This is a genomic window from Geminocystis sp. (genome assembly GCF_041753295.1).
GTDB lineage: Bacteria > Cyanobacteriota > Cyanobacteriia > Cyanobacteriales > Cyanobacteriaceae > Geminocystis.
Map to the genome: position 1 here is coordinate 16,298 of NZ_JBGSUU010000009.1, position 24,549 is coordinate 40,846.

The window sequence follows — 24,549 nt, forward strand, 5'->3', positions numbered from 1 at the left end:
AATAGATTAAATAAATGTTGTTAAATTATATAAAAATTATGTCTGAATATAATAAATTAATATCAATGGGTTAAGATTAGGCAATAAAAAATTATGTTGAAATTGTATCTATTAAATTGATTAATTATTAGGGTGAAAATAATCGTAAATAATTTGTGCTAAATTTTCTCCAATACCTGATACTTCTTGAAGTTGTTTAACCGTTGCTTCTCTGATATAATCAATAGAATTAAAATGAGCCAGTAGTAACTTTTGACGTTCAAATCCTAACCCATTTATATCATCTAAAATTGATCTTCGACTAGCTTTTAATCTTTGTTGACGATGAAAAGTAATAGCAAAACGATGTGCTTCATCTCTTAATCTTCTTAATAATTGTACTCCTATTTGTTCAGAATTAGTTGATAAAGGTTGAGATTGATTAGGTAAGAAAATTTCTTCTCTTTTTTTAGCTAAACTAATGATGTTAATTTTAGATAATAAATTCATTTCTTCTAACACTTTACACACAGAAGAAAGTTGCCCTTTTCCTCCATCTATCATCACTAAATCTGGAGATTCTTCTTGCCTAGAAAACCGTCTTTTTATTATTTCTTGAAGGGAGGCAAAATCATCTGAATGTCCTATTTTTATATCTGGATTTTGAATTTTATAATGACGATAATGTTGTTTAGCTGGTACACCATCAATAAAAACAACCCTTGAAGCTACGGCATTTGAGCCTTGTATATGAGAAATATCATAACCTTCGATTCTCCTAGGTATCATGGGTAAATCCAAAATATTCGCTAAATCTTCCATAGCTTGTAAATTACCTTCACTAAATTTTTGACTTCTTTCTAACTCAATTTTAGCATTTCTTTCTACCATAGAAATTAACTCAGCTTTTTGTTGTTTTTGGGGTGTGATAATAGTAACTTTTTTACCTTTTTTTACCCTTAGCCAATTAGTAAAAATTTCTTCATCAGGTAAAGGATATTGTACTAAAATTTCTGAAGGTATTTCTAATGAGTCAATATGGTGATAATGTTCTTCTAAAACTCGTTGTAAAATCTCTCCTTTTTCATCATTAATATTATTATCAGTAAAAAATCCTAATCTACTGATTAAACGCCCTGCCCGAATTTGAAATAATTGAGTACAAGTATGACTATTATCTTGGGCTAAAGCAATGGCATCACGAGAAATAGTATCGTCAGGTAAAGCTACTTTTTGACTAGAAAATAATTGAGTTAAACTATAAATTTGATCTCGATATTTAGCGGCTTTTTCAAAGTCTAAATTCTCCGCATTTATGCTCATTTCTTGAGTCAATTGATTAATTAATTCATCCGTTCTTCCTTGAAAAATTAAGGCAATTTTATTAATAATTTCTCGATACTTTTCAGGAGTAATTAAATTTTGGCAAACTCCGGGGCATTTTCCTATATCATAATTCAAACAAGGACGATCTTTATATAAAGGTTTTGATCTTTGTCGCAGAGGAAAAGTACGTTTAATAATATCAAGAGTTTCTCTCAATTTTCCACTATCAACATAAGGACCATAATAACGATCTAGTTTACTATTTAAGCGTCTTTTACGAGTAATAAAAATTCTGGGATAAACGTCAGACCAAGTAATACAAACATAAGGATATTTTTTGTCATCTTTAAGTAAAACATTAAAATGAGGTTGATGCTGCTTAATTAAATTAGCTTCTAAAGCTAAGGCTTCGACTTCGGTGTCAGTGACGATAAATTCAATATCCCGAATTTGTGACACCATTAAAGCAATTCGATTAGAATGTTTTTGGGAGGATATAAAATAAGATTTAACTCTTTTTTTTAGGCTTTTAGCTTTACCTATATAAATAATATTACCTTCTTTATCTTTCATAAAATAAACTCCAGAATCTGAAGGTAAATTTGTCAGTAAGTTTTCTAAATTTTCTGGCATATTAAATTTAATAATAATTGTTTACAGATATTATCAAATATTCTAAGCACATTAAGTTTAATAGCCCAAATCAACAGCAATACGATGGGCACAACTAAAGCCAGAAAAGGCAACGGCATTTAAACCTTGCCCCGGGAAAGTACTATCACCGACACAGTAAAGATTTTTAATAGCAGTACGATTGAAGGGCATTGATAATAACCCATTAAGTTTTCGTGCAGGAATAGGGCCATAACTACCGTTAACACGATTTAAAAAGCGTCGGTGAGTGCGAGGAGTACCAATTTCCATATAATCTAAACCAGCATCTAATCCGGGGAAAATAGCTTCTAAACGCTCAATTAACCTTCCTGCCGCTTCTTCTTTTTTATACTCGTATTGAGAAGGAGATAAATTTTCCCAATATTCCATAGAACTGGGAGTAAAACCATGAATGATATGATAACCTTCAGGTGCTAAACTGGGATCTAATAGAGTAGGAATCGAAACAAAAATTGTACCCTGTTCAGCTTCTAAGTTATTCCAATTTTCTAAAAGAATATGATGACATTCAAAGTTATCACTTAAAACTTTCGCATCAACCCCTAAATGTAAACTCAGAAAACTGGGAGATTGACGATAATTTTTTTGCCATTTTACTTCTTTTCTGGGGGTTTTATGTTTATCTATCAATTTATCAAAAGTATCCCAACGAGTGGCGTTTGATACAATTCTATGGGCAAAATATTCTTTTCCATCCGCTAGTTTAACTCCTTTGGCTTGATTTCCTTGGACAAGAATTTCTGTTACCCTAGCTTGATATTGAATTTCTCCTCCTGCTTTAATGAAACCTTCCACTAAAGTTTCTGCAATTTTACTTACTCCACCTTTAGGATAGTTGATTCCTCCGTAATGGCGATCAGAAAATACCATTCCTGCGTTAATCATGGGTGTTAAATCAGCAGGTACAACTGACCAACAATAGCACTCCATATCAATAAATTTTAATAAATCAGGGTTTTTGATATGTTTACGAGCGACATCCCCCACATTTACGGGTAAATATTTTAATAATCCCAAACAGGATAAAGGATGTTGAAAAAAGACACGGGTTAAATAGCGAATTTCCTCAAGGGAAAGTAAATCCATAGAGTTAAGACAATTAAAAACTTGCCAACATTCATCATAAAAACCTTTTATCCCTTTTTTTTCTTCAGGAAAATAAACATATAATTCTTGTAAAAATTTCTCATAATCTCGATGTACTTTAAGATTAAGATTATTAGGTAAATGATAATGTATTTGTACTGGATCTGGAATAGTTTCTATTTTCTGATTAACAGCAGCTAAAGCACGAGTGAGTAAATTCGTAGTACCTTTATCCCCAAAGCCAAAAATCATGGAAGCACCTACATCAAAATGATAACCTTCCCTTTCAAAAAACCCCGCACTACCACCAGGGATAACATAACTTTCCAATACTAAAACTTTAATACCTTTTACAGCTAATTGAGTTGCGGTAACTAAACCACCAATTCCTGAACCAATTACAATGACATCATACTGACTCATAATCTCGAACTTTAATTTCTCTTTAATCTCACTTTTATCAGTTTAGCCTTTTGTTGTCTCAAAAAAATTCCTAATTAATTGATCACAAAAATTAAGGAAAATGATTGAAGTAAAAAGCTATCCAGATTTAACAATTTGATAAAAATCAATAGATGTAAATAGCAAAAAGTGATTATATGTTTACTTGATGAAAGTCTAAAAAACCAAAGTTTACTTAGCCATAAGTTGATTTTAAAGCGGGTAACGCGATTCGAACGCGCGACATTCACCTTGGCAAGGTGACGCTCTACCACTGAGCTATACCCGCAATTGGTACATTTAATATTATGTCGAAAAAAAAAAAAATTGTCAAGGTTTTTCGCAAAAAAAAATTTTCTAGGGAAAAAAGATCCCAGAAGTTAATTGGATTGTACAATATAAATTTGAGACGATAAGAATTAATTAAATATTGAGTAATGGATATTAAAGACGGCTTCATAGGTACTATTGGTAATACCCCTTTAATTCGTTTAAATAGTTTCAGTGAAGAAACAGGTTGCGAAATTTTAGGTAAAGCAGAGTTTTTGAATCCGGGTGGTTCGGTGAAAGATAGAGCAGCATTATATATAATTCAACAAGCGGAAGCCCAAGGATTGCTTAAATCTGGGGGGACGGTGGTAGAAGGCACGGCAGGAAATACGGGCATTGGTTTAGCTCACATTTGCAATGCAAAAGGTTATAAATGTGTGATAGTAATTCCTGATACTCAATCACAGGAAAAAATGGACGCTTTACGCACTTTAGGGGCTCAAGTGAGAGCTGTACCTGCTGTACCCTACAAAAATCCAAATAACTATGTAAAACTCTCTGGTAGAATCGCTATGGAGATGGATAATGCTATCTGGGCTAATCAATTTGATAATTTAGCTAACCGTCAAGCTCACTACGAAACTACGGGTAAAGAAATTTGGGAGCAAACAGATCATAAAATTGATGGTTGGGTTGCCGCTACGGGTACTGGTGGTACTTTTGCGGGAGTTTCTTTATTTTTGAAAGATCAAAATCCTCAGATAAAATGTGTTTTAGCAGATCCTAAAGGTAGCGGTTTATACAGTTATGTCAAAACTGGAGAAATAAAGATAGAAGGAAATTCCATAACAGAAGGTATCGGCAATAGTCGCATTACTGCTAATATGGAAGGTGTAATCATCGATGATGCCATTCAAATTGATGATCAAGAAGCTGTTAGAGTTATTTATCAATTACTACGAAAAGAAGGCTTATTCATGGGAGGTTCTGTAGGTATTAATGTAGGGGCTGCGGTTGCTCTAGCCAAAAAACTAGGACCAGGTCATACTATCGTAACAGTTCTTTGCGATGGTGGATCTCGTTATCAATCTCGACTTTATAACCGTGAATGGCTCAATTCTAAGGGTTTAATTATCCCTGATTAAAATTTTTCTAATTATCACAAATTTAACTTAACTTATTATGAATTTTATTCGTCAACAAATTGTCCCTTTGGTTACTATTTTAATCGCTCTGTTTGGTTTAGTTACAGTAACTGCAAGAAGTTTTATTGGTAATGATTTAGCTGCACCTGCACCTATGGAAAATATCTATGATGGCGAAAACTTAGGTTAATTTTGAGGGGAGATGGTTTTATGGTAGTTAAAATTTTTTAGGTCACTATTTTCCGCTAAAATTAACAGTAGTATTCACAAAAGGAATTTTAGATTACAGTGAAAGTTTTAGTTGTTGGTAGTGGTGGCAGAGAACACGCTTTAGCAAGTCAGTTATTACAATCAGATACGGTAGAAAAAGTGTTTTGTACACCGGGTAATGGTGGTACTGCTAGGTTAAAAAATTGTGAAAATGTCTCTCTTCTGGTGGATGATTTTGAAGGGATTTTAAAGTTAATCAAAGAAAAAGCCATTGATTTAGTGGTAGTTGGGCCAGAATTACCTTTATCTCTCGGAATTACCGATTATTTGCAACAATATCAAATTAATGTTTTTGGGCCAAATAAAGCAGGGGCAACCATCGAAGCGAGTAAGTCATGGGCAAAAGATTTGATGATAGCAGGAGGTATTCCTACGGCAAAATCTGAGACTTTCACGGATAAAGAATCCGCAAGAAATTATATTCTTCAAGAAGGTGTGCCTATTGTGGTTAAAGCTGATGGATTAGCGGCAGGAAAAGGTGTGATCGTCGCTATGACTCAGGATGAGGCTTTAGAGGGAATTGAGGAACTTTTTGCCCAAAACTTTGGTAAAGTCGTCATAGAAGAGTTCTTAACTGGTCAGGAAGTATCCGTTTTAGCCTTGACAGATGGTAAAATAATCCGCTCTTTAATTCCCGCTCAAGATCATAAGCAAATTGGTGAAGGTGATACAGGTGCAAATACTGGTGGTATGGGGGCTTATGCTCCAACTCCTTTAGTTAATGATGAATTAAGCGATCGCATTACAAAAGAAATTTTAGAACCAACCTTAAAGGAATTACAAAAACGAGGTATTGATTATCGTGGGGTGTTATATGCAGGATTGATGATTACTACTGAAGGCGATCCCAAAACATTGGAGTTTAATTGTCGTTTTGGAGATCCTGAAACTCAAGCAGTGTTACCCATGTTAAAAACCCCTTTAGCAGAAGTATTATTGGCTTGTGCGCAACAAAGATTAGCAGATTTACCGCCTTTAGAATGGCATGAAGGGAGTGCGGTATGTGTGGTTATGGCAGCAGGAGGTTATCCAAGTAATTATGAAAAAGGGAAAGTAATTACAGGTATAGATCAAGTGCAAACCGAAGGTGTAACAGTGTTTCATGCTGGTACAAAACTATTAAATCAAGAAATCATCACCGATGGTGGTAGAGTTTTAGGGGTAACTTGTCGGGGGATTGACTTTCAAAGTGCTATAAAATTAGCTTATGAGGCGGTAGCAAAAATCAAATTTGAAGATATGTATTACCGCCGAGATATTGGACATCGAATTATGAATAAATTGTAAAATTTGTATTATTTCTTAAGCGGTTAAAGATTGAATCGGTTGCAAATATTGGTTAACGATGGCTAATAAATCATTTTTGACAAATGGTTTCGCTAAAAAATTTTTTGCGCCAATTTCTTCTATTACCTCTTGATTAAGAACGTTTGTATTATCACTAACAATAATAATGGGAACATTTTTAAAAACTGGACTACATTTAAGTATTTGAGAAAGTCGATTTCCGTTAATGCCGGGCATAGATAAATCCATTAAAATTAAGTCTGGCTTACTATCAAATAAAAAAGAAAGAGATTTCATCGGATTATCTACTGTTAAGACATTATAGTTATCGCTTTCTAAATAACCTTTCATGGTTTTGAGCATTGTGGGACTATCATCAATACACATGATCTTATATTTTTGATGATTATTTTCTTTTGTCATCAAAGATTTAGAAGGAGTTGAAAGTGAAGAATCAGGAAGATTATTATTAGTGACAGATGTAGAAACTGAATTATTTTTTTCGGTGAGATTTTCTTGATTGCTGGATATTTGTCTTAAAAGAATAACATTGTTTGATTCTCTGGTAATAGAAGAAATTGTCGGTAATTTATCGTGAGGAAGGTTCGGAGGATATACTTTAATTATATTATGTTGTATATAAGGGAATAATAAATTAGCTAATTTAACATCGTTTTGCTTTAACAAAAAACTCAATTGACGAATGGTTAAACCTTTCATAAATTTAATCAACTTCATTAAAATAGTCGGAGAAAGAGTACCATTAGGCACATTGTCTTTTAATAAAGAAGGATTAACAAATACTAATCGGTGATAGGGAGATAAGATAAAAGGAGAAAGTTTTTGCCATTGTTGTAAACGAATTTGTACTGTTTTAATAATACTAGCAAGTTCAAAAAGATTTTCGCCGATGGTTTCTTTTAATTTTAAAGATTGAGATTCATTAATGTCATTCCACTGATATTTACCATATTTTAAACAAAGGAAAGACTCTAACGCATCTTGACTTAATTCTTTAATTAAAAGTACTTTTTCTGTGGAATTAATGTCATGACGAGAAAATAATTCATTAACTACATTTAATAGTTGAAGATTTTTTAAATTACTTGTTGATTCAGTAGAAGTTATTTTAACAACGGCTTGAGGTGCTAAGCTGATTAAACAATATTTAATGGTTTCTTGAGATTGCAAAGAATGTTGAGCGTATTGTAATTTACCATTAACGAAATAAAGATCCCAAGTTACTGTATTTGATTTTATGTGTAGATGAGCAGTTTTTTTAGTAGTTAATCCATCCCGAAGAAGATTTAAAGGTTGAAAAATATGATTCATTTTTTCTAATAATAAATTGTTATATTTAGCGTCTAAATCTTTTATGAAAATTATTAACTGAGAAAATCATTAACAATTGAGAGTCAGTTTTGATAATAAATAATAACTAATATATCTAGTGATTAAATTTTCAATATTTATTTAGGATTGCTAGTTATATTATTGACAAACAATTGTGTAGATTTAGTGAAGATTTTCTGAAAACTCTCATTTTTAGATCATTGTCATACATTTTTTCATAAAAGTTAACATTAAAAGGTGTTAATTAAGAATAAAGTCTTTAATTTTACCGAGTAATTCTTGCTCGTTATAAGGTTTAGAAAAATAAGCATAAGCATCTAAATTTAAAGCTAATTTGCGGTGTTTTTCATTACTACGAGAACTTAACATCATATTAAGTAATGTTCACTTAAAAGGAGATAGAAGATAGAAAGGAAACGGGGAATTAGGTTAAATAATCAAAAATCAAGGCTTTGAAGTTTTGTATATATAGACTTCGCCCCCTAACCCCCAATTTTGGGGGAAATTAACTTATTATTTTCTTACGACTCAAATCAGATTCCTATATGTAATTTGATGTCTATAAACTAATTCTTTTTCTTGAAAACCTAATACCCGAAACCTGACACCTTCAATGTCAAATATTCTACTTTGGATAACGTAATATCAGTTAGTTTAGTTATTTTAACTTAACCACCAAATGCCACAGGAAAGGCTAATTTTAACGCTGCAGTTAGCAATAAGTTAACTAAGGATACGGGTAATAAAAATTTCCAACCTAAATCTAATAATTGATCGATTCTAACACGGGGTACAGTCCACCGTAATAAAATAGCGATAAATACTAAAAAGTAGGCTTTTAATACCATCATACTAATGCCTAAAGAAGCTGTTATGACTTGTAACCAAGGGGTATTTTCACTAACACCAATCCAACTAGCAAGGTTATTCAAAGGAATAGGAAACTCCCAACCCCCAAGATATAATACTGCGAAAATAAGAGCAGATAGTACTAGGTTAACGTAAGATCCTACATAAAATAAACCAAATTTCATCCCTGAATATTCTGTTTGATAACCTGCCACTAATTCTTCTTCCGCTTCGGGTAAGTCGAAGGGTAAACGCTCACATTCGGCTAAAGCCGCTATCCAAAACACCAAAAAGCCAACGGGTTGTCTCCAGATATTCCAGCCTAAAATACCATAGCCTGATTGTTGCTCTACTATATCTATAGTACTTAAACTATTAGACATCATGGCGATCGCCAAAACCGATAAAGCGAGGGGTATTTCATAACTGATAGATTGTGCAGCCGCCCTTAAACCGCCTAAAAGGGAATACTTATTATTAGAAGCATAGCCAGACATTAATAAGCCGATAGGTGCAATACTAGAGAGGGAAATCCAAATAAAGATACCGACATTTAAGTCAGTTATAACGATATTTTGACCAAAAGGTACAATTAAATAAGAAAGGAAAACGGGAATTACCACTAAAGCAGGGCCTAGAGTAAATAATATACTATCAGCTTTAGCAGGTATAGTGTCTTCTTTAAAAACTAATTTGATACCATCAGCCACAGGCTGAAGTACACCAAGAGGACCAGCATATTCAGGTCCAATCCTCTGTTGCACTGCTGCCGAGATTTTTCTTTCTAACCAAACGCTTACTAATACACCCACTGTAGCACCAATAATCATTAAACCCAAAGGTAAAGGAATCCAAAGGGTTTTCGCTAATTCTGGTGAGAGTCCAAAATCCGTGAGGGAGGTAATAAAACTTCCTTGTAAATCAATTCCTGAATTCATTGTCAGTTACTTTATAAACAATCTGAGACTTTTAACTTATGTTATTTTAGGCTTTTTTTTGCTCAATTATACTAAGGGTGAGTCATAAAATTTAAAATCAGGGTAGAAGATAGGAGATAAAAAGGAAACGGGGAGTTAGGAGTAAGAATTGATTTAAACGATTATAAAATTCATTTTTTGCAATTATTTACCGTTATTTAATTATTTTCTTTGACTAAAATTTGAACAGTTATTACTTAATAAGCCTTATTTTAAAAGGTTTTTAATCTCGAACTCAGATAATTATCGATCAAATCTAGTCATGAATTGACAATATACCGTAAACCATAGAAAATTAACTTAAATCAGGAAGGATAGAAGTTAAAGAATGTTTAATAGTTATAAATTATATTAACTTTAATCCTAGCATCAAAATTATAATAAAAATTTATTTGTTTTCATTGTCTATTATCTCTATAATATAAATAGCAATTTTTATAACTAAAATGTCCATTTATTCCTCTAAATTTTCCTATCAAAATATAGTGCTAAATAATAAATATTTGAGATGTTTAAATAACCGAAAACTTTATTTATTTATTTTAGGATTAACTTTGAGTATTGGTGATATAAAATTAATTTTAGCTACCTCAATTTTTGCAGGAACAATGTTACTTTCTTATCAGGTAAAAAATATTTGTTGGAGAAGTTATAATCAATATTTTATTAAAATTTTAACTCAAGAAAATAAACAGTTAATTTTATCTGTAATTACGGCTGGAAGTTTGGCTATTGGTAGTTACATAATCTTGAATATCTGGACAGAAATAGATAATAAATGGTTAGCATTAGGTATTATTTGGCAATCTTTATTTTCTACATTGGGAATAGGATTTATGGGATATAAAATCTGGCAAAAAAAACCGATTAAAGAAAGACAATATTTATCAAAATTTAATGAATTAATAAATCAATTAAATGATGATTCTCCTTTACAAAGATTAAAAAGTATTAATGACATTATGGAGTTAAAGCAAAATAATCAACTTACTTCTCTTCAAATTAATCAAGTGAAAGAATACTTTATTTTATTACTTGATTTAGAAAATGAACCAATTATAATCAATAAACTTAACCAAAGTTTGTCAAAAATATCAACAAATTCAATGCAGCCTTTGAATCTTCCTAAAAAAGTTCATCAGAATATAGTCAGAAAAAAAATCGTCACTATTAAGTAATTCACTGACAAAAGTTGAGTTAACATAGTAATATGAAATCTAACGTTAACACTTTGTTATGACGAAAAATCACCCTCTTTGCCTCGATTTAGTTTCTCAAGTATATCAAATTCTTGAATTAGTCAAGAAAAATCCTGAATTACGAGTTCATCAAGAAACTTCTAAGTTAGAAACATCACTACAAAAAGCCATCGCTCCAAAATTTGAGATAGTGTTTGCTGGGGCATTTAGTGCTGGTAAATCTATGTTAATCAATGGTTTATTAGGACGTGAATTACTATATAGTGCAGAAGGTCATGCAACAGGTATAGAATGTTACATTGAGTATGCACAAGCCAATCAAGAAAGAGTAGTATTAACGTTTTTAAGTGAAGGTGAAATTTTAGAGCAAATTCTAACTTTATCCAAGCAATTGAATATCAACTTAACGGATATTTACGTTAATTAGTCTCATGTTATTGTTCAAATTAAAGAACAATGTGCGCAAATTATCAACCAAGAAGGAGGAGTGAATAAATCGGAAAAGGCAAAACAAGCTAACGCCTTAAACCTATTATTACAGGGTTTTGAGGAAAATAAAGACAAAATCCACCCCACCAATAACGCTACCTATTCCATGGAGCAATTTAACTTTAATAATCTCACAGAAGCGGCTACTTATGCGCGTAGAGGGAAAAATTCGGCTGTGTTGAAACGCCTTGATTATTATTGTAATCATCCTTTATTAGAAGATGGTAACGTATTAGTTGATTTACCCGGCATTGATGCGCCCATTGAAAAAGATAGAGAGTTAGCTTTTAATAAAATCGAAAATCCTGATACTTCAGTAGTTGTCTGTGTTTTAAAACCAGCATCGGCAGGAGATTTAACCCAAGCTGAAACGGATTTATTAGAAAAAATTAAGTCTAATTCTTCCATTCGAGATCGAGTTTTTTATGTATTTAATCGCATTGATGAAACTTGGTACGCTTCTCAATTAAGAGAAAGATTAGATAGTTTAATTAACAGTGATTTTACCCACACTAATCGAGTATATAAAACTAGCGGTTTACTCGGTTTTTACGGTAGTCAAGTTAAGCATACTTCTTTTAGTGATCGTTTTGGATTAGATAGTATTTTTGCAGAGACAATTAAAGATTTAGGAGGAGAGGAAAATACACCACAATTTGTTAGTGAATTTAATAATTATTGTGCTAATTCAGGTAAGTTAATTACCACTGATTTTAAAGTTTCTGTTAATGGTTATGAAACACCCAATCAAAATTATTTAAGGATTTTAAGCGAATGGGGAATGCCCTTAATTGAGCAACTAATAAAAGATAGTGGTATCGATAATTTTAAACAAGAAATTACTCGTTATTTAACAGAAGAAAAACGCCCTCAACTTTTCGCTAATTTAGCTGATGATTTACAACCTATTTGTATTGAATTAAAGAAAGTTTACCAACAATCTCAACAGGATTTAATTAGTCAACCTCAAGAAATTGAGGCTATGAAACAACAAGAATTAAACCGTGTAAATATTGAATTACAAGATATTGGTAAGAATTTTTATGACTTTATTAATGAATAGGTAAACCAAACAGTTACTAATGGAAATAAAGCCTTTAATCAAGATTTTCAACGGTTACAAACTCGCTTTGTTAACCATCTTGATCAATTATTGCAGACTTTTTCCGTTAGCGATACCTATAGTCGGGCAGTAAAAGCCCATCCTCGTAACCAAACAGCGCCATTAATTGCGGTTTTGGTGGAGGCGTTATATTATCTTTCCAATTCCCTTGAAGATGTCTTAGTTGATGGGTTAGAAGAATTAGTTAAAAATTTTGTCAATGATTTGATTATTGATGTAAGACTACAAGATTTTTATCGTCAACTTTATCGTTTATTAGGCAATGATGGCGGTATCGAAAACGAGTTAACCGCTTTAGAAAGTACTCTTTTCACATTGTTACAAAATGAAGCTAGTGTAGAGTGTGATCGTTATGTGAGAGAAACCTCTCAGTTTTATAGCGAAGGTACATTTTCTATTTATCAATTCCGAGAAACTTTAAAACAGACATCTCAAACCTATGATGTCAATGCCATGATAGAGGCAGAACCTGCCATTCGTCAACTCTTAAAACTCGATTTTGAGCCAAAAGTTCATAAAACCATTCATCAAGATTTTCAACAAACCATTAATCAAACTCTGACAATTAATTTGTTACCTTTAGCAGAAAAAATAAAAAAAAATATCCTCGATAAACATGATTTAGCCAGACAAAACTTGCAACAAACTCTTGAGCAAGAAGTCAGAGAAAAAATTGCTTATAATCAACAATTAATGACAGAAATAAAAGCTGATTGTCAAAGTTATAATGAAGCGATTTCTGGTATTAATAATTGTTTAGAAGCTATGGAAGTTTATGAGCGTAAATTACCTTTAATTACTATTTATGAATAGATAAATTTATATCGTAGTAAGTCTTTTTTCTTGACAAAATTAAAGTTTTTACTACGAATAACTTAGGCTTTGCTGAAAATAATTGATAATTGTTAGTGGTGCTGATATATTGTTATTAAGTTAATTAATGTAGAGAAAATATGTCCGCCTCTTTTACTCCCAAAGAAATCGCCTCCGAAGGCATTAAACCTGCTGAATATGAAGACATCGTTAAAAGATTAGGCAGACATCCCAATAAAGCCGAATTAGGTATGTTTGGGGTAATGTGGTCAGAACATTGTTGTTATAAAAACTCAAAACCTTTGCTATCACAGTTTCCTACTGATGGCGATCGCATATTAGTAGGTCCTGGAGAAAACGCAGGAGTAGTGGATTTAGGTGACGGTTTAAGAGTAGCTTTCAAAATAGAATCCCATAACCATCCTAGCGCCATCGAACCATTTCAAGGAGCAGCCACAGGAGTTGGCGGTATATTAAGAGACATTTTTACTATGGGTGCGCGCCCGATAGCTATTTTAAACTCATTGCGCTTCGGAAATTTGGATAATGCTCATACGAGGAGAATTTTTAAAGGAGTTGTAGAGGGCATATCACATTATGGTAATTGTGTCGGCGTACCCACCGTTGGCGGTGAAGTTTATTTTAATTCCGCTTATAGTGGCAATCCCCTTGTTAACGCTATGGCAATCGGTTTGATGGAAACTGATGACATAGTCAAATCTGGTGCATCTGGCATTGGTAATCCTGTGTTATATGTGGGCTCAACTACAGGTAGAGATGGCATGGGAGGTGCTAGTTTTGCTAGTGCAGAATTGACAGATGAATCATTAGATGATCGCCCTGCAGTACAAGTAGGTGATCCTTTCCTCGAAAAATCCTTGATAGAAGCCTGTTTAGAAGCCTTTAAAACTGGTGCAGTAGTAGCCGCCCAAGATATGGGCGCGGCAGGTATTACTTGCTCAACCTCAGAGATGGCAGCAAAAGGTGGCGTTGGCATCGAGTTAGACTTAGATAAAATTCCTGCTAGAGAAACAGGGATGATACCCTATGAATATTTATTGTCAGAGTCTCAAGAAAGAATGCTCTTTGTAGCTGAAAAAGGACGTGAGCAAGAATTGATTAATATATTTGAAAAATGGGGACTTCATGCCGTAGTAGCTGGGGAAGTAATACCAGAGCAAATTGTCAGAATTTTACATCAAGGAAAAGTTGCCGCCGAATTACCTTCTACCGCCCTCGCTGATAATACACCAATTTATCACCATGAAGTCTTGACAAATCCGCCTGAATATGCTATTAAAGCATGGGCTTGGACAGAAGCAGAATTACCAAAGATTGAGAAAAACGGTGTTATTGGGCAAAATTGGGAGCAAATTTTATTAACTTTATTAGATACTCCTTCTATTGCCTCGAAACGGTGGATTTATCGCCAATATGATCATCAAGTGCAAAATAACACCGTAATGTTACCCAGAGGTGCAGATGCTGCCATTATCAGAGTGCGCCCTCTTAACGGTAAACCAGCTTTAGCGAAAACAGGTATCGCCGCTACAACGGATTGTAACCCTCGTTATGTATATTTAGAGCCATCTTTAGGGGCAAAATTAGCCGTAGCCGAAGCTGCTCGTAATTTGAGTTGTGTTGGTGCGCAACCTATCGCTATTACTGACAATCTTAACTTCGGAAGCCCTGAAAAACCTATCGGTTACTGGCAGTTACACCATGCTTGTCAAGGAATTTCTGAGGCTTGTCGAGAATTTAACACTCCCGTAACAGGCGGTAATGTTTCTTTATATAACGAGACTATCGACAGTGAAGGTAATCCGCAACCCATTTACCCTACTCCTGTTATTGGGATGGTGGGTTTAATACCAGACATCGACAAAATTTGTGGGCAAGGTTGGCAAAATGAGGGTGATTTGATTTATATTTTAGGTAAATTTACCCCTAAATTGGGTGCATCAGAATATTTAGAGACTATTCATAACACTGTGGCAGGAAAACCTCCAGAATTGGATTATGAGTTAGAAAAACAAGTACAAAATGCCTGTCGTGACGGTATTCGCCAAAGTTTGGTAAAATCTGCCCATGATGTCACTGAAGGCGGAATTTCTGTGGCTTTAGCTGAATCTTCTATCAGTGGTAAGTTAGGTTGTGAGGTTATTTTACCTGAAATTAATGCTCGTCTTGATAATGTTTTATTCGGTGAATTAGCTAGTTTAATTATCGTGTCAATTCATCCAGAAAATCAAAGTAAATGGGAAACACTATTAACAGAAAAATTAGGCAATAATTGGCAACAAATAGGGGAAGTAAAATCAACAGTTTTAAATATTAATAATCTAATCAATTTAGATATAAAAACTATCACTGATACTTGGGAAAATGCTATTGAGAATAGACTTTGATTAAGGATTGTTTAAAAAGTTTTTTAAGGTTAGGTATCAGGTTTCAGATGTTAGGTATTAGGTTAAAGAATTGACAAAAAACTGATGTTTATTAGTTTTCTTTTTTTTAATTCTTTCATCTCATCAACAGCCAAAAAGATTAAACCTAAAACCAGTTAACTGATACCTTAAACCTCTCTAAATCAAGTATTTTTCTATCAAACGGAGATAATTAATATACACTTATTATTGATATGTTTTTCCTTTATGTTTTAGCCATCCATGAGGATGTTTTCCTTGAGGATCTTTGTGTGTCCAATGAACTACTCCTCCTTGAGAATTCCATTCATATTCACCATAAAAACTAACAATATCACCTACTTTTAAATTATTAATTCGAGGTGCTAAATCAATATTATGGGCTATAAGTACAGTTTGCCCAGAGTTAAATTTTAGTATAAATCTTTGATGTTTGCCACCGTCTAAATCATCTTTTAATAGTTTAATTACTCCTCCTTGATTTTGTACTTGAATATTCGATATTTTTTGATTAAATGCGTTTTTTATTACTTGATCATTGCTATTATTTTGAGCAATAATATTTTGAGCAAAAGTAACTTTAATTGGTTGTGAAAAAGAATATATTAAAAGGAAAAAACTAATAATAAAGGCTACTTTTTTCATAAATTATTAAACAATTTAACATTAGTTATAATATACCCGCAATAATACTTTCTAACTCAGTTTGTCCTAAAGTAGTAATAATAAAAACTTCTTGAACACTTTTACCACATCTAGCGATTAATTTGTAGCCTCCTCGAATAGGTACAGAAATTTTTAATTTGAGATGAGGAGAATGACTACGAGATCTGCTTAAAACTGCTGGTGTTACAGTTTTGATGCCATCATAAATAACTAATTTTTCGAGAATAGGAATCAATCCATCAAGGTGTGTTGAGTGATTCCAAACGATTCTACCATCAGAAGATTTACTCATATTGCCTCCAAAGGTGCCATTGTCAAACCTTCCCGTCTTAACTGTTGGTGATATAATTCAGCTTGTTCTAAAGGTCCACTCCATACTAATGCTTGTCCATCAAAGTGTACCTGATTTGTTAATTCCCATGCAAGATCACTATTCATGTTTGGGATATATTTCATTAAGCAATCAGCTACATGATCAAAAGTGTTAAAATCATCATTCAAAACAATTACTTTGAAATTAGGATAAGATTTTCGAGTTACTTGGCTAGATTTAGTTGGCGCAATAATTGTACTTGCTAAAACTGTTTGAGTCATAAAAAGTCATTAATACTTATAGATATTTTTAAATATAATTAAATAATATATCATAAGTTATGATTTCAGTAGTTTTAATACGTAATAAATAGTGTTTCTTTTTGTTATTACAAATAGTTAATCTTTAGAAATTATTATCATATTCTAATGAGAATCTAAGGTTAAAATTTTTATTAAAGATATTGATTAGTTTATATTTTTTATTCTAATTGATAAAGAATAGAAATTATATTAACATTTAAGTTATGGTAAATTGTATAATTATTATTAATTCAAGGAAGTAAAAAATGCCTATCGCTTTTTGGAGAAATGAATACATTACTGGGGAAACTATAATTGATGAACAACATCAATACCTTTTTTCTGTCATTAATGAGTTACATGATGCAATGATTGAAGGAAAAGGGCAACAAATTTTGGGAGAAATTCTTAATAAATTAGCTTCCTATACTGTCAAACATTTCGAGACAGAAGAGCAAATTATGAAACAATATGAATATCCAGATTTTGTATGTCATAAAGAAAAACATGATCAGTTAAAAGATGCTGTTTTTACCTTAAAGAAACAATGGGAAAATAAGGAACAATTTTTAACGGTTAAAGTTTCTCAATTTATGACAGAATGGCTAATTCATCATATAAAAGGAGAAGATTTAAAAGTGATGAATTATATTAGAGATAATCGTCATAAATATCAAAAAATAAATTAGTAATTTACTGTATAATTAAATTATTAAATATGTATTAAAACAGTTAATAATAATTATTAAGCATAGTAAATGTTATAATAATAAAAAATAAATTACGTTAATAAACCTCAAAATAATAAAAATCATGAATGATATTAAAAGAATTATTGAGATTTTAAGACAAGGAAAACCAGAAGAAAAAATAAAAATTCAAGGATGGGTAAGAACAAAAAGAGAGTTAAAAGAATTTACTTTTATTGAAGTCAATGATGGTTCATCTTTAGCTAATTTACAGGTAGTTTTAAATCAAGATTTACCTAACTATGAAACTATCATAAAAAAACTAAATACTGGATCATCTTTAACGGTAGAAGGTATATTAGTACAATCTCCTGCTAAAGGTCAAAGAATAGAATTAAATGCCAATATTATCGAAGTTTTTGGGGATTGTGATCCCGAAATTTATCCTTTACAAAAAAAACGTCACTCTTTTGAATTTTTAAGAACAATTGGACATTTAAGAGGGCGAACAAATACCATTGGCGCGGTGATGAGAGTAAGAAATGGTTGTGCGAATGCTATTCATCAATTTTTTCAAAATAAAGGTTTTTTATGGGTACATACTCCTATTATTACCGCTAGTGATTGTGAAGGAGCGGGAGAATTATTTACAGTTAGTAACTTAAACTTTGAAGAAATTTTAGCAAAAAAAACAGCAACTATTGACTATAAAAATGATTTCTTTGGCAGACAGGCTTTTTTAACCGTAAGTGGGCAATTAGAAGCAGAAATTATGGCTATGGCTTTTGAAAATGTTTATACTTTTGGACCTACTTTTAGAGCAGAAAATTCTAATACTTCTCGACACTTAGCAGAGTTTTGGATGGTTGAACCAGAAATGGCTTTTTGCGACATAGAAGGAGATCAAAATTTAGCAGAAGAATTCTTAAAATATGTGTTTAAATATGTTTTAGATAACTGTCCTGAAGATCTCGAATTTTTCCATCAAAGAATTAATAATAGTGTGTTAGATAATGCTCAAAATATTATTAATAATGAGTTTGCTAGAATTACCTATACTGAAGCCATTAAATTATTAGAAAAAAGTACCCAAAATTTTGAATATAAAGTAGAATGGGGCATTGATTTACAATCAGAACATGAAAGATATTTAGCTGAAAAGTTATTCAAAAAACCTGTAATTGTTACTAATTATCCCAAAGACATAAAAGCCTTTTATATGCGATTAAATGATGATCAAAAAACTGTTGCCGCCATGGATATTTTAGCACCTAATATTGGGGAAATTATCGGCGGTTCACAAAGAGAAGAAAGACTCGATATTTTAGAGTCCAGAATTGCACAATTAAACATTAACTCTGAAAGTTTATGGTGGTATTTAGACTTAAGAAGATATGGCACTGTACCCCATGCTGGTTTTGGGTTAGGATTTGAAAGACTGGTACAATTTATGACAGGAATGGAGAATATTCGGGATGTCATTCCTTTTCCTCGCACTCCTATGAATGCAGAATTTTAATTGTAATGCTTGAAAATAAATAATAAGTAATACAGTTATCAAGACAAGTATTTATAGTGATATAATCTCTTTAACCACAGAATAAAAATTTATAGTTATTATGACTCAAGTTTCAGTAAATAATACAAGTAGTCTTCTTGATGCCCCTAAACACGGTTTACCTGTTACTATTATTACGGGATTTTTAGGCAGTGGAAAAACCACTTTACTTAATCATATTTTGCAAAACCAACAGGGTATCAAAACGGCAGTTTTAGTCAATGAATTTGGCGAAATTGGTATTGATAATGATTTGATTATTTCCGCCGATGAAACCATGGTAGAATTAAGTAATGGTTGTATTTGTTGCACTATAAATAACGATTTAGTTGACGCTATTTATAATGTTTTAGAAAGAGAAGAAAAAGTCGATTATTTAGTAGTAGAAACTACAGGAATTGCTGATCCTTTACCCGTTGCATTGACTTTTTTAGGTACAGAATTAAGAGATTTAACTCGACTAGATTCTATCGTTACTTTAGTGGATTGTGAGAATTTTAGTCTTGATTTATTCAACAGTGAAGCGGCTTGTAATCAAATAGCTTATGGTGATATTATTTTACTTAATAAAACTGATTTAGTTGACGAAGCTGATGTCGATTTATTAGAAGTTAGATTAAGAGATATTAAAGCCGATGCCAGAATTTTACGCACCACAAAATCTCAAGTGCCTTTACCATTAATTCTCAGTGTCGGATTATTTGAATCTGACAAATATTTTGATACTATAGATTCTGATGATAAACATGATCACCATCATGATCACCATGACCATGACCATAATCATCATTGTACCGAAGATCACGAACATGACGAACATTGTCAACATGATCATCATAACCACTCAAATCACTTAGAAAATGACGGTTTTATTTCCGTTTCTTTTGTCAGTGATAAACCTTTTAATATTCGTAAATTACAGAGCTTTTTAGACAACGAATTATCAGCTAATGTTTTTCGTGCTAAAGGTATTTTATGGTTTCAAGAAAGTCCTGATAAACATATATTTCATCTCAGTGGTAAACGTTTTACTATCGAAGATGATGTTTGGAAAGAAGGACAAAAAAGAGAAAATAAATTAGTATTTATTGGGCAAAATATTGAAGCAGAAATCATTAAATCTAAATTAGAAAAATGCCTGATTAATAATTAATTATAAGTAGGGTGGGCATTGCCCACAAAATCAACTTTAATCCTTTTGCCTTTGCTATGCAACCTTTGCACCACCGAAATTTTATAGCGCACTCAGATTTTAAATTATTCTCGTAACTTAAAGTAATAGTAAATATTAGCTAAATTCAAATTACTTACATTTGCCCAATCACATAAAGCGATACCTTTATATTTCACGGCGGAAGCTCTTTGTCTAATATAATCCATGTAATCTTGACGCAATATAGGTTTAAGGGTGAAACGTAAACTATCTTTTAATGCTTCGTAATGGGATTTCGGTTTTACCAAATCGTAAAGAATTTGCTCTGGTGGTTCTTCCACAATGCCATTATCATTAGTATCATCCACACTAGATAATAATTGTTTTTGTTCATCGGGAGGTAAGGCTTGTATCTGTAACGCTGGTAAATCTTGGGTATAAATTCTTAACACTTCAGGAAACAAAAAATCTAATTCATAACTCGATTCACATCGATCAACTATATGACACAAATCACGCATAATACTATCTGATAAATGCTTGATTGAATCTTTTACTGCATTGGGTTGATTTTGTAACTGATAAGTCATAATCAAAGCCTGTTGAATTGCCCAAGCGCATTCCCGACGACGCAACTCCCCTGCTGCGCACACACCATCAAAAATATGAGGATTATTATAATCCGCTAACGCCCTTGTTAACATCAACTGAGCATTTTGCAACGTAGAATTTTTGAAACTTTCATCCCCTGTCAAAGCTATTTTCATCAATCGAGTAGCCTCCAGAAATTCCCCATAAGCCTTAACTAAAATCAAACGATGCTCTTCAAATTTAATATCCCTAGCCACCTCATCAATGCGCTTAATAATTTCATCTCCCTGACTCCTAAAGGCTTTTTTCAAGTCAATAAAACCGTCTTTGACTTCCAACTTTAATTGTTTAACATCTTCTCTCAACTGTAGGGTTTGACGTAAACTTAATGCCGATAAAGCAACACTAGCAAAAGTACCAACTCCAATCATCATCATTCCAGACTGCAAAACACCAACGCTACTTGTCAATGTATCCATTCCATTTTTGATACCTGTGAGATTCTCTTGTATATTCGCCATTTGTTGATTTTGTGAATGTATTGAGATAACCTCATTTCCTAATGCTACTATTGGGATACGATTTAAAAGTGCTTGACCAACCTCTACGAGGTATTGTTGTATTTCTGGATGTTCAGAGGCAAATGCGACACAAGTCATAGTTGCTTTATCGCAAATTTGTCCCATTGATAAAACTATTGGCATATTCATAAGTAATAACCTCTAATCAGAAAAAATAGTTGACTTGTCGTTTTTTTTGCTACAATCATCATTATAAAGGTTTTCGGCAAAATTTTATGAAAGAATATTTGAACTCACTACAAAGTATTAGTACTTTAATTGAGCAAGTAAAAAGTAATACGGATAGTTCGATAGAACTAAATAATTCAGCAGAAATTTTAAATAATTCTTTGCAACCTTGCTATCAAGAATATCAAGCATCGTTAACTAAACTTAAATTTTTTCATGAAGTTTGTTTAGAAAATATTGAAAATGCCTATGATGTGTGGCAAAGTAAATTCAGAATTGAAGATATACCCAAAACTGAAATCATCCAACAATTAGGCGAATTTAGTAGTTGCGATTGTCGTATTTGGCGGTTAAAACAAATAAATCAAACGGAATTTTTAGCTCAATTAAATCAATCTTGGGAAGAAAATTTTACAACGTTAGAGAAAAAATGGTTTTTTGAATCTAATAAAAATACTTTAAGAAATTCAACTAATATGTTTGAAAAAGATGGTTTAATTAAAGACTTAATTAACTTAGTTGATACTAGGGTTTCTGGTGCAATAGAAAATATCGTTGAGAATGGTTTAATTGTCATCAAAGATGAACTTTTTACCTTAGATTTAGACAAATTTGAAACAACAATTTCTCTCTTAGATTCTGCCACAAAAGAGAAGGTAAGAGACAAAAAAAACAATCTTTTAGCACGAATTTATGATTATTGTTCAGAAGGTATTAATACCAAAACTAATGACTATAAAACTCAATTAAAAAGTTATATCGATGACTTAAATAAAAAGAGTTTAATGGGGGTAAATTTAGAGAATTTTCAGAAATTTAAAGTTAATATTTCGTCTTCTATCAACGATTTTATTAATAAGATATTTGACGAACTTAATAACCGTCTTATTGATGTTATTGAAGAAGGAATAAAATTCTATAATAATTTGTTAGAAAAACAAAAAAGCTATGAGGAGGAAACAGAGGAAAAAAGAAATAGTGAAAAGCAATGGCTAGATTCTCAAAAGCTTGAATTTCAGATGATACAAGACAATATTAATAATATTCTTGCTATTTTAACTTAATCGGAAAAATTCAAGTATTGAAAACTTTTTCAGGTAATTTAACAACATAAATTCTCCATAATTCAAACACAAAAATCATGACTCAAAACACAGTAAAAGAATTGCAAACTCTCGAAAACAGAAGTAAAAAAAATCGTTGGATTGTGGGAATTTTATTCCTTATTTCTCCTGTGAGTTATTTTTACACTAATCGTTATCTCTTAGCAATTATCACAACTATCATATATTTTATCTTGGTTACTGCAGTTCAAGAATATGATACTATCTCCATTTTATGGCTATTATTTATACTTGGTATAACCGTAGAAAATATTACGTCTATTAATAATGCAAAAGATAAAGTCAAACTTTTACAAGGAAATTCTTCTCCATCTGGAAATAATATTTCTAATCCAGATTTAATAATTTTAAAAGCCCTTGAAAATAAAGGTGAAATGACAGTATCACAAATTGTTTTAGCCACAGAATTAACGCCTCAAATTGTTAAGGAAACCTTGTTTACTTTAGAAAAAGAACAATTAGTTTACTGTTATAATCGTAATGGCGATGGCGCTATTGTTTATAAAAATATTTAATTATTTTTTGTTATTTAAACAGCGGAGGAGCAATATGGCGATCGCTTATGGTAATATAATCCTTCGCTATCTTCTCAATAATCATCAATAATTATCTACCTTAGCAGAGGAAATACTTGAAAAGAATAAGATAGTAAGTATTAAAGCAAAATTTAGAGTTGAAGTTTATAGCTAGGATGATAGTAATAAGTTTATATTTTTTCGTAGTATTATATATCATAATTAATTAAATCTAAAAAGAATATCAAAAGTGTTTCAGAAAAAAATTGCTTTAATATCGGTTTTAGGTTATAAATAAGATTGAGTTTTATCAATATGTAAGTCAATCTAATGCAATATCCCCCCTAAGCACATCTCAACATCAATTATGCTCTAGGTGTTATCTTATTTTTTCATGGTGAGTGATTTTTATTACTATTTATTTTATTAGTAATTTTATAATCAAAATTTTCCATTAGTTAATTAATTTTGAGGAGGCAATGTTAAATACAGTTACCCTAAAAAGGGAGTGGTTTTCTAACGTCAAGGGCGATGTTTTGGCTGGTGCAGTGGTAGGATTAGCGTTAATTCCAGAAGCCATCGCATTTTCTATTATTGCAGGAGTTGATCCTAAAGTTGGTTTATACGCTTCATTTATTATAGCTGTCATCACCGCATTTTTAGGAGGAAGACCGGGCTCCATTTCGGCGGCAACGGGTGCAATGGCATTATTAATGGTAAACTTAGTCAAAGATCATGGCGTTGACTATATCTTTGCGGCTGGTATTTTAACGGGTATTTTACAACTAATTTTTGGTGTTTTGAAATTAGGCAGACAAATGAAATATGTGCCTCGTGCGGTAATGATGGGTTACATCAACGCATTAGGGATATTAATTTTTCTGGCACAGTTACCTCAATTAACGGATGTACCTTATGCCGTTTATGGTATAACCATCGCATCGTTACTTATAATCTACATTTTACCTCGTTTTACCCAAACTGTACCTTCTCCTTTAGTGGCTTTGGGTGTCATGACATTTATCACTATTTTCTTTAAACGGCGTTGCTGAATTAAGGTATGATTTTTAGATAAAGGGGTCAAATTATCAAAAATAAAAAAATGATACAATGTCCAGAGTGCGGGTCTAAACATATTCACAAAAATGGAATTAAAAAAGGAAAGCAAAATCATCTTTGTG

The 24,549-nt window shown here is 32.0% G+C and carries 19 protein-coding genes, 1 tRNA gene and 2 pseudogenes; 12 read left to right on the forward strand and 10 right to left on the reverse strand.

Translation table 11 applies throughout. From position 1 onward, the window contains the following. Window positions 1–120: 120 nt before the first annotated feature. The 3 genes from uvrC to ACEW8E_RS00560 form a co-directional block, all read right to left on the reverse strand. Window positions 121–1,938, reverse strand: a complete 1,818-nt coding sequence (uvrC, locus tag ACEW8E_RS00550; protein ID WP_373478391.1) for an excinuclease ABC subunit UvrC — start codon at window positions 1,936–1,938, stop codon at window positions 121–123. 57 nt (window positions 1,939–1,995) lie between these two features. Beyond that, window positions 1,996–3,492, reverse strand: a complete 1,497-nt coding sequence (gene crtH / locus ACEW8E_RS00555; RefSeq protein WP_373478411.1) for a carotenoid isomerase — start codon at window positions 3,490–3,492, stop codon at window positions 1,996–1,998. 232 nt (window positions 3,493–3,724) lie between these two features. Continuing rightward, window positions 3,725–3,796, reverse strand: a tRNA-Gly gene (locus ACEW8E_RS00560). Between the two features lie 148 nt (window positions 3,797–3,944). Between ACEW8E_RS00560 and ACEW8E_RS00565 the strand changes: the two genes are divergently transcribed. The 3 genes from ACEW8E_RS00565 to purD all read left to right on the forward strand — a co-directional run bounded on the left by ACEW8E_RS00565 (window position 3,945) and on the right by purD (window position 6,479). Beyond that, window positions 3,945–4,922: a cysteine synthase A gene (locus ACEW8E_RS00565; RefSeq protein ID WP_373478392.1), complete on the forward strand. Its 978-nt coding sequence runs from the start codon at window positions 3,945–3,947 to the stop codon at window positions 4,920–4,922. A gap of 37 nt (window positions 4,923–4,959) precedes the next feature. Then, window positions 4,960–5,112 (forward strand): hypothetical protein, encoded by a 153-nt coding sequence (locus tag ACEW8E_RS00570; RefSeq protein WP_373478393.1) that lies wholly within the window; start codon window positions 4,960–4,962, stop codon window positions 5,110–5,112. A gap of 98 nt (window positions 5,113–5,210) precedes the next feature. Next, entirely contained in the window at window positions 5,211–6,479 is a 1,269-nt protein-coding gene (purD, locus tag ACEW8E_RS00575) for a phosphoribosylamine--glycine ligase (RefSeq protein ID WP_373478394.1), read from the forward strand. A 15-nt stretch (window positions 6,480–6,494) separates the two neighbouring features. Here the strand turns inward: purD and ACEW8E_RS00580 are convergent, their stop codons facing one another. From ACEW8E_RS00580 to nuoH, 3 genes are all read right to left on the reverse strand, one after another. Then, a complete protein-coding gene (locus ACEW8E_RS00580; RefSeq protein ID WP_373478395.1) occupies window positions 6,495–7,811 on the reverse strand; it encodes a PleD family two-component system response regulator in 1,317 nt (438 codons plus the stop codon). Between the two features lie 261 nt (window positions 7,812–8,072). Continuing rightward, window positions 8,073–8,204 carry a hypothetical protein gene (locus ACEW8E_RS00585; protein WP_373478396.1) on the reverse strand — a complete coding sequence of 44 codons (132 nt, stop codon included), beginning with the start codon at window positions 8,202–8,204 and terminating at the stop codon, window positions 8,073–8,075. A 296-nt stretch (window positions 8,205–8,500) separates the two neighbouring features. Then, entirely contained in the window at window positions 8,501–9,619 is a 1,119-nt protein-coding gene (nuoH, locus tag ACEW8E_RS00590; RefSeq protein ID WP_373478397.1) for an NADH-quinone oxidoreductase subunit NuoH, read from the reverse strand. 524 nt (window positions 9,620–10,143) lie between these two features. On the opposite strand from nuoH, the gene ACEW8E_RS00595 reads away from it, so the two are divergent. From ACEW8E_RS00595 to purL, 3 genes and pseudogenes are all read left to right on the forward strand, one after another. Further along, window positions 10,144–10,836 carry a hypothetical protein gene (locus ACEW8E_RS00595; RefSeq protein WP_373478398.1) on the forward strand — a complete coding sequence of 231 codons (693 nt, stop codon included), beginning with the start codon at window positions 10,144–10,146 and terminating at the stop codon, window positions 10,834–10,836. Window positions 10,837–10,894: 58 nt separating this feature from the next. Continuing rightward, window positions 10,895–13,282, forward strand: a pseudogene (locus ACEW8E_RS00600) (dynamin family protein). 140 nt (window positions 13,283–13,422) lie between these two features. Beyond that, the gene (gene purL, locus ACEW8E_RS00605) at window positions 13,423–15,690 is read left to right on the forward strand and encodes a phosphoribosylformylglycinamidine synthase subunit PurL (protein ID WP_373478399.1); all 2,268 of its coding nucleotides are present in this window, start codon (window positions 13,423–13,425) and stop codon (window positions 15,688–15,690) included. A gap of 225 nt (window positions 15,691–15,915) precedes the next feature. On the opposite strand, the gene ACEW8E_RS00610 is transcribed toward purL, so the two are convergent. The 3 genes from ACEW8E_RS00610 to clpS are packed head-to-tail and all read right to left on the reverse strand — an operon-like array spanning window position 15,916 to window position 16,968. Continuing rightward, the gene (locus tag ACEW8E_RS00610; protein WP_373478400.1) at window positions 15,916–16,353 is read right to left on the reverse strand and encodes a DUF3465 domain-containing protein; all 438 of its coding nucleotides are present in this window, start codon (window positions 16,351–16,353) and stop codon (window positions 15,916–15,918) included. A gap of 25 nt (window positions 16,354–16,378) precedes the next feature. Continuing rightward, window positions 16,379–16,666 carry a DUF2103 domain-containing protein gene (locus tag ACEW8E_RS00615; RefSeq protein ID WP_373478401.1) on the reverse strand — a complete coding sequence of 96 codons (288 nt, stop codon included), beginning with the start codon at window positions 16,664–16,666 and terminating at the stop codon, window positions 16,379–16,381. Then, window positions 16,663–16,968 (reverse strand): ATP-dependent Clp protease adapter ClpS, encoded by a 306-nt coding sequence (gene clpS, locus ACEW8E_RS00620; protein WP_373478402.1) that lies wholly within the window; start codon window positions 16,966–16,968, stop codon window positions 16,663–16,665. The genes ACEW8E_RS00615 and clpS overlap by 4 nt, the downstream gene beginning before the upstream one ends. Before the next feature lie 287 nt (window positions 16,969–17,255). Between clpS and ACEW8E_RS00625 the strand changes: the two genes are divergently transcribed. The 3 genes from ACEW8E_RS00625 (at window position 17,256) to ACEW8E_RS00635 (ending at window position 20,389) form a co-directional block, all read left to right on the forward strand. Then, a complete protein-coding gene (locus ACEW8E_RS00625; protein ID WP_373478403.1) occupies window positions 17,256–17,678 on the forward strand; it encodes a bacteriohemerythrin in 423 nt (140 codons plus the stop codon). Between the two features lie 124 nt (window positions 17,679–17,802). Beyond that, the gene (gene asnS / locus ACEW8E_RS00630) at window positions 17,803–19,197 is read left to right on the forward strand and encodes an asparagine--tRNA ligase (RefSeq protein ID WP_373478404.1); all 1,395 of its coding nucleotides are present in this window, start codon (window positions 17,803–17,805) and stop codon (window positions 19,195–19,197) included. A gap of 100 nt (window positions 19,198–19,297) precedes the next feature. Then, entirely contained in the window at window positions 19,298–20,389 is a 1,092-nt protein-coding gene (locus ACEW8E_RS00635) for a GTP-binding protein (protein WP_373478405.1), read from the forward strand. A gap of 104 nt (window positions 20,390–20,493) precedes the next feature. On the opposite strand, the gene ACEW8E_RS00640 is transcribed toward ACEW8E_RS00635, so the two are convergent. Then, entirely contained in the window at window positions 20,494–21,690 is a 1,197-nt protein-coding gene (locus ACEW8E_RS00640; protein ID WP_373478406.1) for a hypothetical protein, read from the reverse strand. Window positions 21,691–21,776: 86 nt separating this feature from the next. On the opposite strand from ACEW8E_RS00640, the gene ACEW8E_RS00645 reads away from it, so the two are divergent. From ACEW8E_RS00645 to ACEW8E_RS00655, 3 genes and pseudogenes are all read left to right on the forward strand, one after another. Beyond that, complete coding sequence (locus ACEW8E_RS00645; protein WP_373478407.1) at window positions 21,777–22,793, forward strand: hypothetical protein; 1,017 nt, start codon at window positions 21,777–21,779, stop codon at window positions 22,791–22,793. Window positions 22,794–22,870: 77 nt separating this feature from the next. Beyond that, window positions 22,871–23,368, forward strand: coding sequence for a hypothetical protein (locus tag ACEW8E_RS00650; protein WP_373478408.1), 498 nt, complete (start codon window positions 22,871–22,873; stop codon window positions 23,366–23,368). A 479-nt stretch (window positions 23,369–23,847) separates the two neighbouring features. Then, window positions 23,848–24,402: pseudogene (locus tag ACEW8E_RS00655) on the forward strand (SulP family inorganic anion transporter); the annotation flags it as partial. Window positions 24,403–24,549: the final 147 nt, after the last annotated feature.

Excerpts from the sequence above, each read along its gene's own strand:
- uvrC (WP_373478391.1), bottom strand. The coding sequence starts at position 1,938 with ATGCCAGAAAATTTAGAAAACTTACTGACAAATTTACCTTCAGATTCT.
- ACEW8E_RS00565 (WP_373478392.1), top strand. The coding sequence starts at position 3,945 with ATGGATATTAAAGACGGCTTCATAGGTACTATTGGTAATACCCCTTTA.
- ACEW8E_RS00570 (WP_373478393.1), top strand. The coding sequence starts at position 4,960 with ATGAATTTTATTCGTCAACAAATTGTCCCTTTGGTTACTATTTTAATC.
- ACEW8E_RS00580 (WP_373478395.1), bottom strand. The coding sequence starts at position 7,811 with ATGAATCATATTTTTCAACCTTTAAATCTTCTTCGGGATGGATTAACT.
- ACEW8E_RS00585 (WP_373478396.1), bottom strand. The coding sequence starts at position 8,204 with ATGATGTTAAGTTCTCGTAGTAATGAAAAACACCGCAAATTAGCTTTA.
- nuoH (WP_373478397.1), bottom strand. The coding sequence starts at position 9,619 with ATGAATTCAGGAATTGATTTACAAGGAAGTTTTATTACCTCCCTCACG.
- purL (WP_373478399.1), top strand. The coding sequence starts at position 13,423 with ATGTCCGCCTCTTTTACTCCCAAAGAAATCGCCTCCGAAGGCATTAAA.
- ACEW8E_RS00610 (WP_373478400.1), bottom strand. The coding sequence starts at position 16,353 with ATGAAAAAAGTAGCCTTTATTATTAGTTTTTTCCTTTTAATATATTCT.
- ACEW8E_RS00615 (WP_373478401.1), bottom strand. The coding sequence starts at position 16,666 with ATGAGTAAATCTTCTGATGGTAGAATCGTTTGGAATCACTCAACACAC.
- clpS (WP_373478402.1), bottom strand. The coding sequence starts at position 16,968 with ATGACTCAAACAGTTTTAGCAAGTACAATTATTGCGCCAACTAAATCT.
- ACEW8E_RS00625 (WP_373478403.1), top strand. The coding sequence starts at position 17,256 with ATGCCTATCGCTTTTTGGAGAAATGAATACATTACTGGGGAAACTATA.
- asnS (WP_373478404.1), top strand. The coding sequence starts at position 17,803 with ATGAATGATATTAAAAGAATTATTGAGATTTTAAGACAAGGAAAACCA.
- ACEW8E_RS00635 (WP_373478405.1), top strand. The coding sequence starts at position 19,298 with ATGACTCAAGTTTCAGTAAATAATACAAGTAGTCTTCTTGATGCCCCT.
- ACEW8E_RS00640 (WP_373478406.1), bottom strand. The coding sequence starts at position 21,690 with ATGAATATGCCAATAGTTTTATCAATGGGACAAATTTGCGATAAAGCA.
- ACEW8E_RS00645 (WP_373478407.1), top strand. The coding sequence starts at position 21,777 with ATGAAAGAATATTTGAACTCACTACAAAGTATTAGTACTTTAATTGAG.
- ACEW8E_RS00650 (WP_373478408.1), top strand. The coding sequence starts at position 22,871 with ATGACTCAAAACACAGTAAAAGAATTGCAAACTCTCGAAAACAGAAGT.